Genomic DNA, 14,809 nt, shown 5'->3' on the forward strand with positions numbered 1-14,809 from the left:
TCCTGATGAACGCCCCCGAACGCATCGACTCCGCAGCGCGCTGTGCCAACGCCCTGCGCTTCCTGGCCGCCGACGCGGTGGAACAGGCCAAATCCGGCCATCCCGGCGCACCGATGGGCATGGCCGAGATGGCCGAAGTCCTGTGGCGCCGCCACCTGCGCCACAACCCCGTCAACCCGGCCTGGCCGGACCGCGACCGCTTCGTGCTGTCCAACGGTCACGCTTCCATGCTGCAGTACGCGCTGCTGCACCTGACCGGCTACGATTTGCCGATGGCGCAGCTGCGCCAGTTCCGCCAGCTGCATGCGGCCACGCCGGGTCATCCGGAGACCGGCGTGACGCCGGGCGTGGAAACTACCACCGGGCCGCTGGGCCAGGGCCTGGCCAATGCGGTCGGCATGGCGCTGGCGGAGAAGCTGCTGGCCGCCACCTTCAACCGGCCGGGCTTCGACATCGTCGACCACCACACCTATGTGTTCCTTGGCGACGGCTGCCTGATGGAAGGGCTCAGCCACGAGGCCTGCTCGCTGGCGGGCACGCTCCGGCTGGGCAAGCTGATCTGCCTGTACGACGATAACGGCATCTCCATCGACGGGGATGTCGCCGGGTGGTTTGCCGATGACACCCCGCAGCGCTTTGCGGCCTACGGCTGGCATGTGATCGCAGGCGTCGACGGACATGACGCACATGCCATCGACACCGCGCTGCATGCAGCGAAGGCCGAGCGCGACCGGCCCACGCTGATTTGCTGCCGCACCGTCATCGGCCAGGGCGCGCCGGCCAAGGCCGGCGGCCATGACGTGCACGGCGCCCCGCTGGGCGCGGCCGAAATCGCCGCGATGCGCGCCACCCTCGGCTGGGAAGCCGCACCGTTCACGGTGCCGCCCGATGTCGCCGCCGCCTGGGATGCGCGCGCGCAAGGCGCCGCGCGCGAGGCCGAATGGGAGGCACGCTTCGCCGGCTATTGCGCGGCGCACCCCGAGCTGGCCGCGGAGTTCCTGCGCCGGGTCCAGGGCGGGCTGCCAAACGGCTTCGACGCGGCACTGCTCGCGCAGCTTGGCGCGCAACCGGACGCACCTTCGCCGCTGCAAGGCAAGATCGCCACGCGCAAGGCCTCGCAGCTGTGCCTGGAGGCGCTGACGCCCGCCTTGCCCGAGCTGCTGGGCGGCTCGGCCGACCTGACCGGCTCCAACCTGACCAACGTCAAGGCCTCGGTCTGGGTCAATCATGCCGGCCACGGCAACTACGTGAGCTACGGCGTGCGCGAGTTCGGCATGGCGGCGGTCATGAACGGCGTGGCACTGCACGGCGGGCTGATTCCTTACGGCGGTACCTTCATGACCTTCTCGGACTATTCGCGCAACGCCATCCGCATGGCGGCGCTGATGCGCCTGCGCGTGGTTCACGTGCTGACCCACGATTCCATCGGCCTGGGCGAGGACGGGCCCACGCACCAGCCGGTGGAGCATGCCGCCAGCCTGCGCCTGATTCCGAACAACCGGATCTGGCGCCCGTGCGACGGCGCCGAAACCGCCTACGCGTGGCTGGCCGCGCTGCGGCGCGCGGACGGCCCCACCTGCCTGGTGCTGTCGCGCCAGGCGCTGACGCCGTTCGAGCGCGATGCGGCCCGGCGCGACGCGATTGCGCGCGGCGGCTACGTGCTGCGCGATGCGGCGGCGCCGCGCGTGGTGCTGGTCGCGACCGGCTCCGAGGTGGAAATCGCCATGCGCGCGGCCGCGCAGCTGGATGCTGCCGGCGCCGCCGCGCGCGTGGTGTCGATGCCCTGCGTCGAGCTCTTCTACGCACAGGACGCCGCGTACCGCGACACGGTGCTGCCGCCGGAGTTGCCGCGCGTCAGCGTGGAGGCCGGCGGCACCTGGTTCTGGCGCGGCGTGGTGGGCGAGCGCGGGGTTGCGCTGGGCCTCGACACCTTTGGCGAGTCGGCACCCGCCGAGGCGCTGTACCAGCACTTCGGCCTGACCCCGGCCCATGTCGCGGCGGCGGCGCTGGACGTGCTGGAGGACGCATGATGGCTACCGTTTCCATGCCCTGCGCCGCGGTGCTGATCGACCTCGACGGCACGCTGGTCGACAGCGCGCCGGACATCGTCGGCGCCGCCAGCCGCATGCTGGCCGATCTCGGCAGCCCGCCGCTGCCGTTCGCCACCGTGGCCGGATTTATCGGCCGCGGCGTGCCCAACCTGGTGCGGCGCGTGCTCGAGACCGCGCACCTGGCCAAGCGCGTGGACGCCGCCGACGCCATGGCGCTGTTCCATCGCCACTATGCCGACACCAACGGCCGCCTCGGCACCGTGTTCCCCGGCGTTGAGGCTGGCCTGGATGCGCTCAGGCGCGACGGCTACCGCCTTGCGTGCGTAACCAACAAGCCGCGCGCGCTGGCGGTGCCGCTGCTTGCCATGACCGGCCTGGCCGCACACCTGGAAGTGCTGGTCGCCGGCGATTCGATTGCACAGATGAAGCCGGACCCCGAACCGCTGCGCCATGCCTGCCGCCTGCTCGATGTCGATGCCGCGCAGGCCGTGCTGGTGGGCGATTCACCGGTGGACGTGCAGGCGGCACGCGCGGCCGGCATGCCGGTGTGCCTGGTGCGCTACGGCTACGCCGGACCCGGCGGCCCGGCGGCGCTGGGCGCCGATGCCCTGATCGATTCGCTGGAGGCATTGCCGGCGCTGCTGGCGCCGGCACGGCTGGCGCCAGCCGCCTGAGCTTGCGCCGGCGCGCGACCCGCCCGGCGCAAAGGACATCAAGACAACGAGATGGAGATAGCATGACTATCAAGGTAGCCATCAATGGCTATGGCCGCATCGGCCGCAATGTGCTGCGCGCCCACTATGAAAGCGGCAAGCGGCACCCGGCCTCGTCCACCTTCGACGCCACCCTGACCAAGGTCAACGGCACGCTGGTCAGGGTCTCGGCCTGGTATGACAACGAATGGGGCTTCTCCAACCGCATGCTGGATACCGCGGTGGCGCTGGCCGATGCGCGCTAGCCGGAGGCCATGATGAGCGAATCCCATGCTGCGCACGCGCAACCGCAATCCACGGCGCCGCACACGCTGGCCGCGCTGCTCGCCACGGGCGGGCTGGCTGGCAAGCGCGTCTTCATCCGCGCCGACCTCAACGTCCCGCAGGACGCCGCCGGGCAGATCACCGACGACACCCGTATCCGCGCTTCCGTGCCCGCCATCGCGGCCTGCCTGCAGGCGGGCGCCGCGGTGATGGTCACTTCGCACCTGGGCCGGCCCGCGGAAGGGCAGCCCGACCCGCGCTATAGCCTGGCGCCGGTGGGGCGCCGCCTGTCGGCACTGCTGAGCCGCCAGGTGCCGCTGCTGTCCGGCTGGATCGAAGGCGGCTTCCAGGTCCCGCCCGGCCAGGTGGTGCTGCTGGAAAACTGCCGCATGAACCCGGGCGAGAAGAAGAACAGCGACGAACTGGCCCAGAAGATGGCCCGCTTGTGCGATGTGTACGTCAACGACGCCTTCGGCACCGCGCACCGCGCCGAAGCCACCACCCACGGCATCGCCAGGTACGCGCCGTTCGCCTGCGCCGGCCCGCTGCTGGCCGCCGAGATCGATGCGCTGGGCAAGGCGCTGGGCCAGCCGGCGCGCCCGCTGGTGGCGATCGTTGCCGGCTCCAAGGTCTCGACCAAGCTGACCATCCTGAAGTCGCTGGCCGACAAGGTCGACCACCTGGTCGTCGGTGGCGGCATCGCCAACACCTTCATGCTGGCCGCCGGCCTGAAGATCGGCAGGTCGCTGGCCGAGCCCGACCTGGTCGGCGATGCCAGGGCCATCATCGACATCATGGCCGGGCGCGGCGCCTCGGTGCCGATTCCCGTCGACGTGGTCTGCGCCAAGGCATTCAGCGCGACCGCCGCTGCCACGGTCAAGGACGTCAGGGACGTCGCCGACGACGACATGATCCTCGACCTCGGCCCAAGGACCGCCGCGATGCTGGCCGGGCAGCTCAAGGCCGCCGGCACCATCGTCTGGAACGGCCCGGTCGGCGTGTTCGAGTTCGACCAGTTCGGCAACGGCACCAGGGTGCTGGCCGAGACCATCGCCGCATCGAAGGCCTTCTCGATCGCCGGCGGCGGCGACACGCTGGCCGCCATCGCCAGGTACGGCATCGCCGACCGCGTGGACTACATCTCCACCGGCGGCGGCGCGTTCCTGGAGTTCCTGGAAGGCAAGACGCTGCCGGCACTGGCCGTGCTGGCGCAGCGCGCGGCCGCCTGATCGCTTACCGATTCCGCATCAAGCAAAGGAGACTCATCATGGCACTCATATCCCTGCGCCAGCTACTGGACCACGCGGGAGAGTTCGGCTACGGCGTGCCGGCTTTCAACGTCAACAACCTGGAACAGATCCACGCGATCATGGAAGCGGCGGAGGAAACCGATAGCCCCGTGATCCTGCAGGCCTCGGCCGGTGCCCGCAAGTATGCGGGCGAGGCCTATCTGCGGCATATGGTGCTGGCCGCCGCCGAGACCCATCCGGATCTTCCCATCGTGCTGCACCAGGACCACGGCGCCAGCCCCGCGGTGTGCCAGGCGTCGATCCGCTCGGGCTTCACCAGCGTGATGATGGACGGCTCGCTGCGCGAGGACATGAAGACCCCCGCCGACTACGACTACAACGTCGACGTCACCCGGCGCGTGTGCGAGATGGCGCATGCCGTGGGCGTGTCGGTGGAGGGCGAACTGGGCTGCCTGGGCTCGCTCGAGACCGGCCTGGCCGGCGAAGAGGACGGCGTGGGTGCGGCGGGCACGCTGTCGCACGAGATGATGCTGACCGACCCGGCGCAGGCGCGCGACTTCGTCGCCCGCACCGGCGTGGACGCGCTCGCCATTGCCATCGGCACCAGCCATGGCGCCTACAAGTTCTCGCGCCAGCCCACCGGCGACATCCTGGCGATGGACCGCATCCGCGAGATCCATGAACAGATCCCCGACACCCACCTCGTGATGCACGGCTCCAGCTCGGTGCCACAGGAATGGCTGGAAATCATCCGCCAGTACGGCGGCGACATCAAGGAGACCTACGGGGTCCCGGTCGAGGAGATCCTGCGCGGCATCCGGAACGGCGTGCGCAAGGTGAATATCGACACCGACATCCGCCTGGCCATGACCGGCGCCATCCGCAAGGCGCTGTCCGACGACCGCAGCGAGTTCGATCCGCGCAAGGCATGGCTGGCCGCCAAGCAGGGCGCGAAGGGCGTGGTGAAGCTGCGCTTCGAGGCCTTCGGCTGCGCCGGGCAGGCGGCACGGATCAAGCCGGTTGGGATGGAAAGGATGGCGAGGCTTTATCGCTAGCCACTTGCGCACCCCTCTCCCGCGCGCGGGAGAGGGGTGCAAACCTCCAGCGCGCAACCAGCAGTGATCAACGCCACCCCCTGACGGGCGGCACAAGGAGCCATCATGGCCAAGCTACGCGACGTACCCGGCATCCGCAAATACGACGGCCCCGCCGGAGGGTGGGGAGCGCTGAAGGCGACCGCCACTGCGATCCGCACGCAGATGGACACGGTCAGGGCCCCGATCACCCTGATGCGGACCAACCAGCCCGATGGCTTCGATTGCCCCGGCTGCGCGTGGCCGGACAAGGAGCACAAGTCGACCTTCCAGTTCTGCGAGAACGGCGCCAAGGCCGTGACCTGGGAGGCCACGACCAAACGCGTGCCGCCAGAGTTCTTTGCGGCCAACACGGTGTCGTCGCTGCTGAACCGGACCGACTACGAGCTTGAAGACTTCGGCCGCCTGACCCATCCCATGGTCTACGATCGCGCCACCGACACGTTCCGGGCGGTGGCATGGGAAGCCGCGTTCGCCCGCATCGGCGAAATCCTGCGCGGGCTGTCGCCGGACCAGGTCGAGTTCTATACGTCAGGCCGCGCCTCCAACGAGGCCGCATACCTGTACCAGTTGTTCGCGCGGGAGTACGGCACCAACAATTTCCCCGATTGCTCGAACATGTGCCACGAGCCGACCAGCGTCGGCCTGCCACGCTCGATCGGCATCGGCAAGGGCACCGTGTCGCTGGACGACTTTGACCGCTGCGAGCTGATCCTCTCGATCGGGCACAACCCCGGCACCAACCATCCCCGCATGATGGGAACGCTGCACGAGGCGTCGCGGCGCAACGTGCCGATCCTGGTGTTCAACCCGCTGCGCGAACGCGCGCTCGAGCGCTTCGCCGACCCGCAGAACATGCTGGAGATGGCCACCTATGGCTCTACCCGGATCGCGTCGTCGTACTTCCTGGTGCGGGCCGGAGGTGACGCCGCCGCCATCAAGGGGATCATGAAAGCGCTGCTCGACCTCGAGGCCAGCCAGGGCAACGTGCTGGACCATGACTTCATTGCCGTCCACACCGAGGGCTTCGAAGCACTGGCGGAGGACCTGGCCGCGACCGAATGGGCGGATATCGAAAAGACCAGCGGGCTCGCGCGTGCCGACCTCGAACGCGTCGCGGCGGCCTATGCCAAGTCGAATGCCACCATCGTCACCTATGGCATGGGCGTGACGCAGCACAACGAAGGCACGGCCAATGTCCGCCTGCTGTGCGACCTGCTGATGCTGCGCGGCAACTTTGGCAAGCCCGGTGCCGGCATCTGTCCCTTGCGCGGGCACTCCAATGTGCAGGGGAACCGGACCGTCGGCATTACCGAGAAGCCCTCGGCGGATTTCCTGCAGCGGCTTGCCGACACCTTCGGCTTCAGCCCGCCGGGCGCGCACGGGCACGATGCCGTCAGGGCGATGCAGGCGATGATCGATGGCACCGCCAGGGCGCTGTTCTGCCTGGGGGGAAACTTCGCGGTCGCATTGCCCGACCCGGACCAGTGTTTCCCCGCCATGGGAAAGCTCGACCTGAGCGTCCATGTCGGCACCAAGCTCAATCGCACGCACCTGCTGGTGGCCCGGGAAACCTATCTGCTGCCCTGCCTTGGCCGCACCGAACTGGACGTGCAGGAAACCGGGCCGCAAGCGGTGACGGTGGAGGATTCGATGTCGATGGTGCATGCCTCGGCCGGCAAGCTGGCGCCGGCATCCGGGTTGCTGCGCTCCGAGCCGGCCATCGTTGCGGGTATTGCCACCGCAACCCTGCCGGACAGCAAAGTGCCATGGCTCGAACTGGTTGCCGACTACGACAGGATTCGCGACCTGATCGAAAAAACGGTGCCGGGCTTCGAGGACTTCAACACGCGCGTGCGCGTGCCTGGCGGATTCCGCATGCCGTTGCCGCCCACCGAACGCAAATGGGAAACGCCGTCGGGCAAGGCGGAGTTCTACGTGTTCAAGGGGCTCCACGAAGACAAGCAGATCCATGCCGACGATGTGCTGCGTCTGGTGACGATCCGCAGCCATGACCAGTACAACACCACCATCTATGCCATGGATGACCGCTACCGGGGCGTGTTCGGGCGCCGTGATGTGCTGTTCATGAACGCGGCAGACCTGGCTGCGCGCGGCCTGGAACACGGCGACCTGGTCGATATCGAGACCATCGTGGTGGGCCGGCAGCTGCGTTTCGACAAACTGACGGCGATCGAGTACGAGATCGCACCGGGTTCGGTCGCCGCCTACTACCCGGAGGCCAACAAGCTGGTGCCGCTCGACTACATTGATGAGGACAGCGGCACGCCTTCCTATAAATCCGTGCCAGTGCGCGTGGTGCGCTCGGCGGTGACGTAAGCGCGGGCCATGTTGCTCCTTTGATGCCAGGCGCCGTGGCAAGCCGTACCGGCGGCGTGCCACGGCCTTCCGTTGACGCTGAACGCGACCTACCTGTGGAGGAAAGTCCATCATGCCGACCCTATGTGAAATCTGCAATGCGCGTCCTGCCGTGGCGCGCGTCACCGTGGTGCAGGACGGCCAGCGCAAGTCCATGTCGATCTGCGATTACGACTACCGGCAGCTGCTGCGCCACCAGGACATGCTCAATCCGTTCGATTCGCTGCTCGGCGCGGGCGGCTTGTCCCGCTTCTTCGGCGGCCTCGGGGATGAGGCCGACGACAATGCGCAGGGTGGGTTCGCGGCCGAAGTGCCGCGCGAATCCGTCGACGTGACCGATGCCTTCAGCGAACAGACGCTGGCGTTGCTGCAGCGCGCGGCGGAGAAGGCCCATGAGCTGCGGCGCAATGAACTGGACACCGAGCACCTGCTCTATGTGCTGTCCGATACCGATGTCTGCGTGGCGCTGCTCAAGGAGCTCAAGCTCTCGCCACAGGACCTGCGCGGCTATATCGACGCGCATGCAAAAACCGGCAGCGCCGAGCCGGATGGGGCGATCGACCGGATGACGATCTCGCCCCGCCTGAAAAAGGCGTTCCAGTACGCGTTCCAGGCGTCCCGAGACCTGGGTCATTCTTACGTTGGCCCGGAGCATTTGCTGATCGGGCTTGCGTCAGTACCAGACAGCATCGCCGGGACGCTGCTGAAGAAATATGGCGTCACGCCCGAGGCGCTGCGCCAGAAGGTGGTGAAGGTGGTGGGCAAGGGCGCGGAGGATGGCCGCGTCGACACGCCGACCGGCACGCCCACGCTGGACAAGTTCGGCCGCGACCTGACCGCGATCGCGCGGCAGGGCAAGCTCGATCCGGTGCTGGGCCGTGCGCAGGAGATCGAGAGCACGATCGAGGTGCTGGCGCGGCGCAAAAAGAACAACCCGGTGCTGATCGGCGAGCCCGGCGTGGGCAAGACCGCGATCGTCGAGGGGCTGGCGCAGCGCATCGTCAACGGCGACGTGCCGGAAGTGCTGCGCGGCAAGCGCCTGGTCGAGGTCAACCTCAATGCCATGGTGGCGGGGGCGAAGTACCGGGGCGAGTTTGAGGAGCGTGCCAAGCAGCTGATCGATGAAGTCACCGCCAAGCACGAGGAACTGATCCTGTTCATCGACGAGCTGCACACCATCGTCGGTGCGGGGCAGGGCGGGGGCGAGGGCGGCCTCGACATTGCCAACGTGCTCAAGCCCGCGCTGGCGCGCGGCGAACTGAGCCTGATCGGCGCGACCACGCTGAACGAGTACCAGAAGTACATCGAGAAGGACGCTGCGCTGGAGCGGCGTTTCCAGCCGGTGCTGGTGCCGGAGCCTACCGTGGAGCAGACCATCGTGATCCTGCGCGGGCTGCGCGACAAGCTCGAGGCGCACCACCAGGTCACCTTTGCCGACGATGCCTTTGTCGCCGCGGCGGAAATGTCGGACCGCTACATCACCTCGCGCTTCCTGCCGGACAAGGCCATCGACCTGATCGACCAGGCCGCGGCGCGCGTGCGCATCGGCGCGACTTCCCGGCCCGCCGAGATCCAGGAACTGGAGGCGGAGATTGCCCAGCTCAGGCGCGAGCAGGACTATGCCGCGTCGCGCAAGCGCTTTGACGAGGCCAAGGCCTTCGAGGACCGTATCACCGGCAAGCAAAAGCAGCTCGATGAGCAGACCGAGGCCTGGCAGCGCAAGACCGGCTCGGAAACGCTGGAGGTTACGGTCGCGGCGATTGCCGAGGTGGTGTCGCGCCTGACCGGCATCCCGGTGACCGACCTCACCCAGGCGGAGCGCCAGAAGCTGCTGCAGATGGAGGCGCGGCTGCGCGAGCGCGTGGTGGGGCAGGAGGACGCGGTGGTGGCGGTGAGCGATGCAGTGCGCCTGTCGCGCGCGGGACTGGGCCAGGCCCACCGGCCGATCGCGACCTTTCTTTTCCTCGGCCCCACTGGCGTGGGCAAGACCGAACTGGCCAAGGCGCTGGCGGAAACCGTATTCGGCGACGAGCAGGCCATCATCCGCATCGACATGTCCGAGTACATGGAGCGCCACGCGGTGGCACGCCTGATTGGCGCGCCGCCGGGCTATGTCGGCTACGACGAAGGCGGGCAGCTCACCGAGAGGGTCCGGCGCAAGCCCTACAGCGTGATCCTGCTGGACGAGATCGAAAAGGCCCACCCCGACGTGTACAACGTGCTGCTGCAGGTGTTTGACGACGGCCGCCTGACCGACGGCAAGGGCCGCGTGGTCGACTTCAGCAACACGGTCATCATTGCCACCAGCAACCTGGGCGCGCCGATCATCATGGACAACCTCGGCAAGCCTGAGGCGACGCGCATGGATGACAAGGCCTTGCGCGAGGCGCTGATGAAAGTGCTGAAGGGGCACTTCCGCCCGGAGTTCCTCAATCGGACCGACGACATCATCGTGTTCCATGCGCTCTCGCGCGAGAACATCCGCGCCATCGTGCAGATCCAGCTCGAGCGCGTGGCTCGCACCGCCGCGGCGCAGGACATTACGGTGACCTTCGATGCGGCGCTGGTCGAGCATCTGGTGGAGGCGGGCTACCAGCCGGAGTTCGGTGCGCGCGAGCTGCGGCGCCAGATCCGTCAGCAGGTCGAGACCACGCTGGCGCGGGAGATCCTGGGCTACAAGCTGGCATCCGGCGACCGTGTCGAGGTGGGCTATGACAAGGACAGCGGCGTGGCGACGTTCAGGAAGCTTGAAGCGGTGGGCAAGCCCAAGGCCGGCAAGGCGGCCAGGGCCGCTTCGCCCAGGAAGGCGGATGGCGCCGTTGCCGCCGGTGACGCCGCGGCGTGAGCGCGCCTGGCAGGCGCGCAGGCAACGGTGCAGGCAAGGCTATGCAGGAGGGTTCAAAAATGCAGGAGTTCGACTTTTACATCAATCCACAGAAACCGACGCTGGGACTCTATGTGCGCAAGGGCGCCGGGCTTCCTGATCTCGCCGATGCAAGGCAATGGCAGCTTGAAGGGACCGTCCCCGAGACCGATCTGCCACGCGAGGCCTTGAAAGGACTGGAGGCCAACGGCCACGCCTTCCAGGAACTGGGCGGGTAATCCCGCCATGCGCGGCCGCGATTGCGCGAGAGGGATCGCGGCCGCACGGCAGATGCCCCGGCAAACAGCGCCAGCGGCGGCCTTGCCTTTACAAGCCGCCCAGCGCGTTGACGGTGAAGGCCAGGATCCCCATGTTGAAGAGGAACGCGGCAAAGCAGTGGCCCAGCACCACCTTGCGCATATGGGCGCCGGTGATGGTGACGTCGGAAGTCTGGAAGGTCATGCCCAGCGTGAGACTGAAGTAGAGGAAGTCCCAGTAGTCGGGCTCGCGCACACCCGGCACCTCCAGGCCACCGCGGTCGCCGCTGGCGCACTGCAGGTAGTACAGATGGGCATAGTGCAGCGTGAAAACGGTGTTGGCGAACAGCCACGCGAGGGCGAGGGTGGTCACGATCAGCACGACATCGACCCAATGTGGCGTCTCTGGACGCGCGATCAGCGTGCCGATCGCGAACAGGATCACCAGCGACAGCAGCACCGAGATCGTGAGCAGCGCCGCGCGGTTGGCATCGTTGCGTTCCGCCGTGCGCCGCATCGCCGCGGGATCGGCCCGCAACAGCGGCAGCGCGGCGCCGAGGAACACCAGCGCGGCGAGGTCGAAGCCAATCAGCAGCGCGATGCGCGCTTCCGCGCCAAGCGCCCACGCGGTGGCCGTCGCGACCAGCAGCAGGGCGCCGCACAGCAGGAAGCGTGGCGGCGCGATGCGCCCGCCGATGCCGGTTTCAGCGGAAGAGGTCATATGGCGACGCGGATGCGCGTTGCGGCAAGGCACCTTGGGTGTGCGGCACGGTTACGCTGATGCGCGGGAAGCGCCATCGGCAGGCCCGCTGCGCTCCGCCAGCGCTTCGAGCAGGTCGGCCGACGGAACGAAGAACAGGCCGCCGGTGACGGCCCGGCTGAAGTCGAGCAGCCGGTCGTAGTTGCCGGGCGGCCGGCCCACGAACATGTTCTCGAGCATCTGTTCGATCGGTGCCGGCGAACGGGCGTACGCGATGAAGTAGGTGCCGAACTCCCCCGCACCGGGGCGGCCAAACATCATGTTGTTGCGCAGGATCTTCACTTCCTGCCCGTTCTCGTCGAGCGTGGTCAGCGAGCTGTGCGAGTTCGACGGCTTGACACGGTCGTCCAGTTCAATGTCCGACAACTTCTTGCGCCCGATGATCAGTTCCTGGGCCTCGACCGGCAGGGCGTTCCATCCGGCCATGTCGTGCAGGTACTTCTGCACGATGACATAGCTGCCGCCTGCGAACCCTGCGTCTTCCTCGCCGATCACCGTGAAGCTGACGGCTTCGCTGCCGGTCGGATTCTCGGTGCCATCGACAAAACCGATCATCGCGCGCATGTCAAAGTTGCGAAAGCCGTGCACCTCGTCGACAACCCGGACCGCGTCCCCCAGCTTGCCGAGCAGTTGCGTGGCAAGCTCGAAGCAAAGATCCATCGATTCGGCGCGGATGTGCAACAGCAGGTCGCCCGGCGTTGCCGGGGCCATGCGCGCACCGGCGCCGAACTCGCGGAACGGATGCAGGGCGGCGGGACGGGGCGCGCCGAAGAGCCGGTCCCAGGCCTGCGAACCGAAGCCGCAGACACAGGACAGGTTGCCGTCCGGCACGCGATGGCCGACGGCGCGCACCACCGCGGCAATGTCGGCACACCATGCGCGCACGGTGTCGGCGTGGTCGTCGCCATCGGCAAGCGTCGCCACGAGGAAGATCGCGCTGCGGGTGACGGCACTTGAAACAGCCTGGGATTCGGGGAGGCGGGTGGGCATGGGGTTCGGTGTGTTGTTCGGGCCAATCCGTTTGCGCGCAAACGGGAGAGCATTCCACGCGTAAGAGTACACGAACTGCCGGGCCTCTCTCGAGCCCTCTTGCCGCATGGCCGGGCAGAATTCGGCCCGCAACTGATACGGTCTGCATGCGCGCGCCGTCTCATCCCGGCAAGGCGAACGGGTTGAACCCGGTACGCGCGGTATTCCGGATACAGCAGACGGTTTTTCGAATGGACAATGTTGAGCAGCCCCGCGCCCTTGGGGCACAGCGAACCACGGCTGACAGGATGGTCCGGGCCCGCGCCTGTTGACCTGCCCGTGTCCGGACCTCCAATGCCAAACTCCGCATCCGGGCCGCCATTGACAAAGTCATTCCGGCTCGATGCCGGCGGCTTTGATCACCTTTGCCCATTTCGCGGTCTCGCTGCGCACGAACCCCGCCAGCTCTTCTGGCGTCGATGGGGAGGGTTGGCCTCCTGTCCGGCTGAAGTGTTCGGTAGCCGCCGGACTCGTCAGCCCTTTTTCAATCAGCTGGCTCATGCGCGCGACGACCGGCTTTGGCGTATTGGCAGGGAAAAAAGCGGCAACCCAGGCCGTCATTTCATACGCTGGCAGACCGCTTTCGGCCATGGTCGGCACTTTGCCAAGCAAGGGATGGCGCTCGGACGTGGTCACGGCGACCGCGCGCAGCTTGCCGTTCTGGATCAGGGGCAGGGCCGGATTGATGTCCGAAATCATGAAATCCACCTGGTGCCCCATCAAGTCGGTCAATGCTTGCGGCACGCCCTTGTAGGGCACATGCAGTGCCGGTGTGCCGCTCATCATCTTGTAGAGCTCGCTGGCCACCCGCGTGGAGGAGCTGCCGCTGGAAAAGGTCATCTTGCCTTGCCGGCTTTTTGCCAATGTGGTCAGGTCGGACACCTTCTGCACCGGGCTGTCCGACGGCACCACCAGGACCAATCCACTTTTGGCGATCAACGACACCGGCGCGAAGTCCTTGATGGGATCATAGGGTAGCTTCTTGAACAGGGACGCATTGGCCGCGTGGGTGGTATTTGTCGTAATGAGCATCGTGTAGCCATCGGCGGGCGCTGTTGCGACCGCCGTCGCTGCGATGAACCCGTTGGCACCGGGACGGTTTTCCACGACGACAGACTGGCCGGTTTGTGCAGTGATGGTCTGCGCGATGTAGCGCGCCGTATTGTCCGTGCCACTGCCTGCGGGAAACGGCACCACGACACGGACAGGTTTGCCCGGGTATTCGTTCGGGCCAGCGGCCCACACCAGTTGCGATGCCGCGCAGGCAACCGTCAGGCCGGATACCATGGCGAGCATGCGTCGCCGGGAAAATCGCTGGAACATCTTGTCTCCTCCCGCATCTCGGGTTCCGGATTGAGTTATTTGGCAGAGCTTGGTCAGGACAGCGGATCGTGTGCGCGAATGACAATCAGCTCGCGCGTGCCGCCTGCCGGGTCAAGACTGAGCTCCGCGCCGTCGGGGACGTAGACCCACTCCCCGGTCCCGGCGGCGAAGCCCTCTCCATTAATGCGCCCGTGGATCGTGCCGCTGCGCACGAAGAGGACCTGCTCGGTCTCGCCAAGCCTGTGCGGCTCCGCGCTGCCATCTGGATCAAGGTCTACCGTGTAGATGTCGAGAAACCGGGAGTCGACGGTCTGGCGTGTGATGACCGGTCTGACGAGGGCGCCACGGTAGTGTGGCAGCTCGATCCCTTCGGTGCTGGAAGGAACGTCGCGGACTTCGGCGGCACCCGCCTGAAGGCGCGGGTCGTCCGGGCCGCTTGCAAGCACTGCTGCGTTCGGGTTTTCGCTATACGGTGGTGCGTAGACCACCATCACCTGTACCGGTTCGTCGCTGATGACCTCGAAGCGATGGAAGACGCCGGCCGCATTGAAGCTCCAGTCCCCTGCGCGCAAGATGCGCTGCTTGCCGGGTAGTTCGCCGAGACCCTCGCCGGCTAGCAGCAACGACGCCTGTTCCAGGCCTGGGTGTGCATGCGGCAACGCGCCGTGGCCCCGCGAAATCGTGCCGAGCAGGACCTCGAGCCGGCGCGCACCGACAGTCTCCTTGCCGATGATGCGCTGGTTCGCCGTTCCGGTGTGGTTGGCCGGCGCATAAGCGGCCACATCGGTGGCCCTCCGTACAAAGGGTGATGTCATGCCGATGTCTC

11 protein-coding genes and 1 pseudogene are annotated in these 14,809 nt (G+C 67.2%); 8 read left to right on the forward strand and 4 right to left on the reverse strand.

Annotated elements, in window-relative coordinates; all coding sequences use genetic code 11:
- Positions 1-5: 5 nt before the first annotated feature.
- The 8 genes and pseudogenes from tkt to ACOCMH_RS06820 all read left to right on the forward strand — a co-directional run bounded on the left by tkt (position 6) and on the right by ACOCMH_RS06820 (position 10,853).
- Entirely contained in the window at positions 6-2,030 is a 2,025-nt protein-coding gene (gene tkt, locus ACOCMH_RS06785; RefSeq protein ID WP_427306137.1) for a transketolase, read from the forward strand.
- The gene (gene gph / locus ACOCMH_RS06790) at positions 2,030-2,725 is read left to right on the forward strand and encodes a phosphoglycolate phosphatase (RefSeq protein ID WP_427308388.1); all 696 of its coding nucleotides are present in this window, start codon (positions 2,030-2,032) and stop codon (positions 2,723-2,725) included. The genes tkt and gph overlap by 1 nt, the downstream gene beginning before the upstream one ends.
- A gap of 143 nt (positions 2,726-2,868) precedes the next feature.
- A pseudogene (locus ACOCMH_RS06795) lies at positions 2,869-3,009 on the forward strand (erythrose-4-phosphate dehydrogenase); the annotation flags it as partial.
- Between the two features lie 9 nt (positions 3,010-3,018).
- Positions 3,019-4,257, forward strand: a complete 1,239-nt coding sequence (locus ACOCMH_RS06800; protein ID WP_427306138.1) for a phosphoglycerate kinase — start codon at positions 3,019-3,021, stop codon at positions 4,255-4,257.
- Positions 4,258-4,295: 38 nt separating this feature from the next.
- Complete coding sequence (fba, locus tag ACOCMH_RS06805; protein WP_427306139.1) at positions 4,296-5,333, forward strand: class II fructose-bisphosphate aldolase; 1,038 nt, start codon at positions 4,296-4,298, stop codon at positions 5,331-5,333.
- Between the two features lie 105 nt (positions 5,334-5,438).
- Positions 5,439-7,712, forward strand: a complete 2,274-nt coding sequence (locus ACOCMH_RS06810) for an FdhF/YdeP family oxidoreductase (RefSeq protein WP_427306140.1) — start codon at positions 5,439-5,441, stop codon at positions 7,710-7,712.
- Between the two features lie 112 nt (positions 7,713-7,824).
- Positions 7,825-10,596: an AAA family ATPase gene (locus ACOCMH_RS06815; RefSeq protein WP_427306141.1), complete on the forward strand. Its 2,772-nt coding sequence runs from the start codon at positions 7,825-7,827 to the stop codon at positions 10,594-10,596.
- 59 nt (positions 10,597-10,655) lie between these two features.
- Positions 10,656-10,853, forward strand: coding sequence for a hypothetical protein (locus tag ACOCMH_RS06820; RefSeq protein WP_427306142.1), 198 nt, complete (start codon positions 10,656-10,658; stop codon positions 10,851-10,853).
- An 88-nt stretch (positions 10,854-10,941) separates the two neighbouring features.
- Here ACOCMH_RS06820 and ACOCMH_RS06825 read toward each other — a convergent pair whose 3' ends face one another.
- From ACOCMH_RS06825 to ACOCMH_RS06840, 4 genes are all read right to left on the reverse strand, one after another.
- Positions 10,942-11,592: a DUF1345 domain-containing protein gene (locus tag ACOCMH_RS06825; RefSeq protein ID WP_427306143.1), complete on the reverse strand. Its 651-nt coding sequence runs from the start codon at positions 11,590-11,592 to the stop codon at positions 10,942-10,944.
- Between the two features lie 51 nt (positions 11,593-11,643).
- Positions 11,644-12,621: a Dyp-type peroxidase gene (locus ACOCMH_RS06830; RefSeq protein WP_427306144.1), complete on the reverse strand. Its 978-nt coding sequence runs from the start codon at positions 12,619-12,621 to the stop codon at positions 11,644-11,646.
- 369 nt (positions 12,622-12,990) lie between these two features.
- Positions 12,991-13,983 carry a Bug family tripartite tricarboxylate transporter substrate binding protein gene (locus tag ACOCMH_RS06835; protein WP_427306145.1) on the reverse strand — a complete coding sequence of 331 codons (993 nt, stop codon included), beginning with the start codon at positions 13,981-13,983 and terminating at the stop codon, positions 12,991-12,993.
- A 53-nt stretch (positions 13,984-14,036) separates the two neighbouring features.
- Complete coding sequence (locus tag ACOCMH_RS06840) at positions 14,037-14,798, reverse strand: cupin domain-containing protein (protein ID WP_427306146.1); 762 nt, start codon at positions 14,796-14,798, stop codon at positions 14,037-14,039.
- Between the last annotated feature and the right edge of the window lie 11 nt (positions 14,799-14,809).

This window comes from Cupriavidus sp. H39, from assembly GCF_050271075.1.
GTDB lineage: Bacteria > Pseudomonadota > Gammaproteobacteria > Burkholderiales > Burkholderiaceae > Cupriavidus > Cupriavidus necator_B.

What these genes read in the sequence shown, in the direction of transcription:
- tkt (WP_427306137.1), top strand. Translation starts at nt 6, where the DNA reads ATGAACGCCCCCGAACGCATCGACTCCGCAGCGCGCTGTGCCAACGCC.
- gph (WP_427308388.1), top strand. Translation starts at nt 2,030, where the DNA reads ATGGCTACCGTTTCCATGCCCTGCGCCGCGGTGCTGATCGACCTCGAC.
- ACOCMH_RS06800 (WP_427306138.1), top strand. Translation starts at nt 3,019, where the DNA reads ATGATGAGCGAATCCCATGCTGCGCACGCGCAACCGCAATCCACGGCG.
- fba (WP_427306139.1), top strand. Translation starts at nt 4,296, where the DNA reads ATGGCACTCATATCCCTGCGCCAGCTACTGGACCACGCGGGAGAGTTC.
- ACOCMH_RS06810 (WP_427306140.1), top strand. Translation starts at nt 5,439, where the DNA reads ATGGCCAAGCTACGCGACGTACCCGGCATCCGCAAATACGACGGCCCC.
- ACOCMH_RS06815 (WP_427306141.1), top strand. Translation starts at nt 7,825, where the DNA reads ATGCCGACCCTATGTGAAATCTGCAATGCGCGTCCTGCCGTGGCGCGC.
- ACOCMH_RS06820 (WP_427306142.1), top strand. Translation starts at nt 10,656, where the DNA reads ATGCAGGAGTTCGACTTTTACATCAATCCACAGAAACCGACGCTGGGA.
- ACOCMH_RS06825 (WP_427306143.1), bottom strand. Translation starts at nt 11,592, where the DNA reads ATGACCTCTTCCGCTGAAACCGGCATCGGCGGGCGCATCGCGCCGCCA.
- ACOCMH_RS06830 (WP_427306144.1), bottom strand. Translation starts at nt 12,621, where the DNA reads ATGCCCACCCGCCTCCCCGAATCCCAGGCTGTTTCAAGTGCCGTCACC.
- ACOCMH_RS06835 (WP_427306145.1), bottom strand. Translation starts at nt 13,983, where the DNA reads ATGTTCCAGCGATTTTCCCGGCGACGCATGCTCGCCATGGTATCCGGC.
- ACOCMH_RS06840 (WP_427306146.1), bottom strand. Translation starts at nt 14,798, where the DNA reads ATGACATCACCCTTTGTACGGAGGGCCACCGATGTGGCCGCTTATGCG.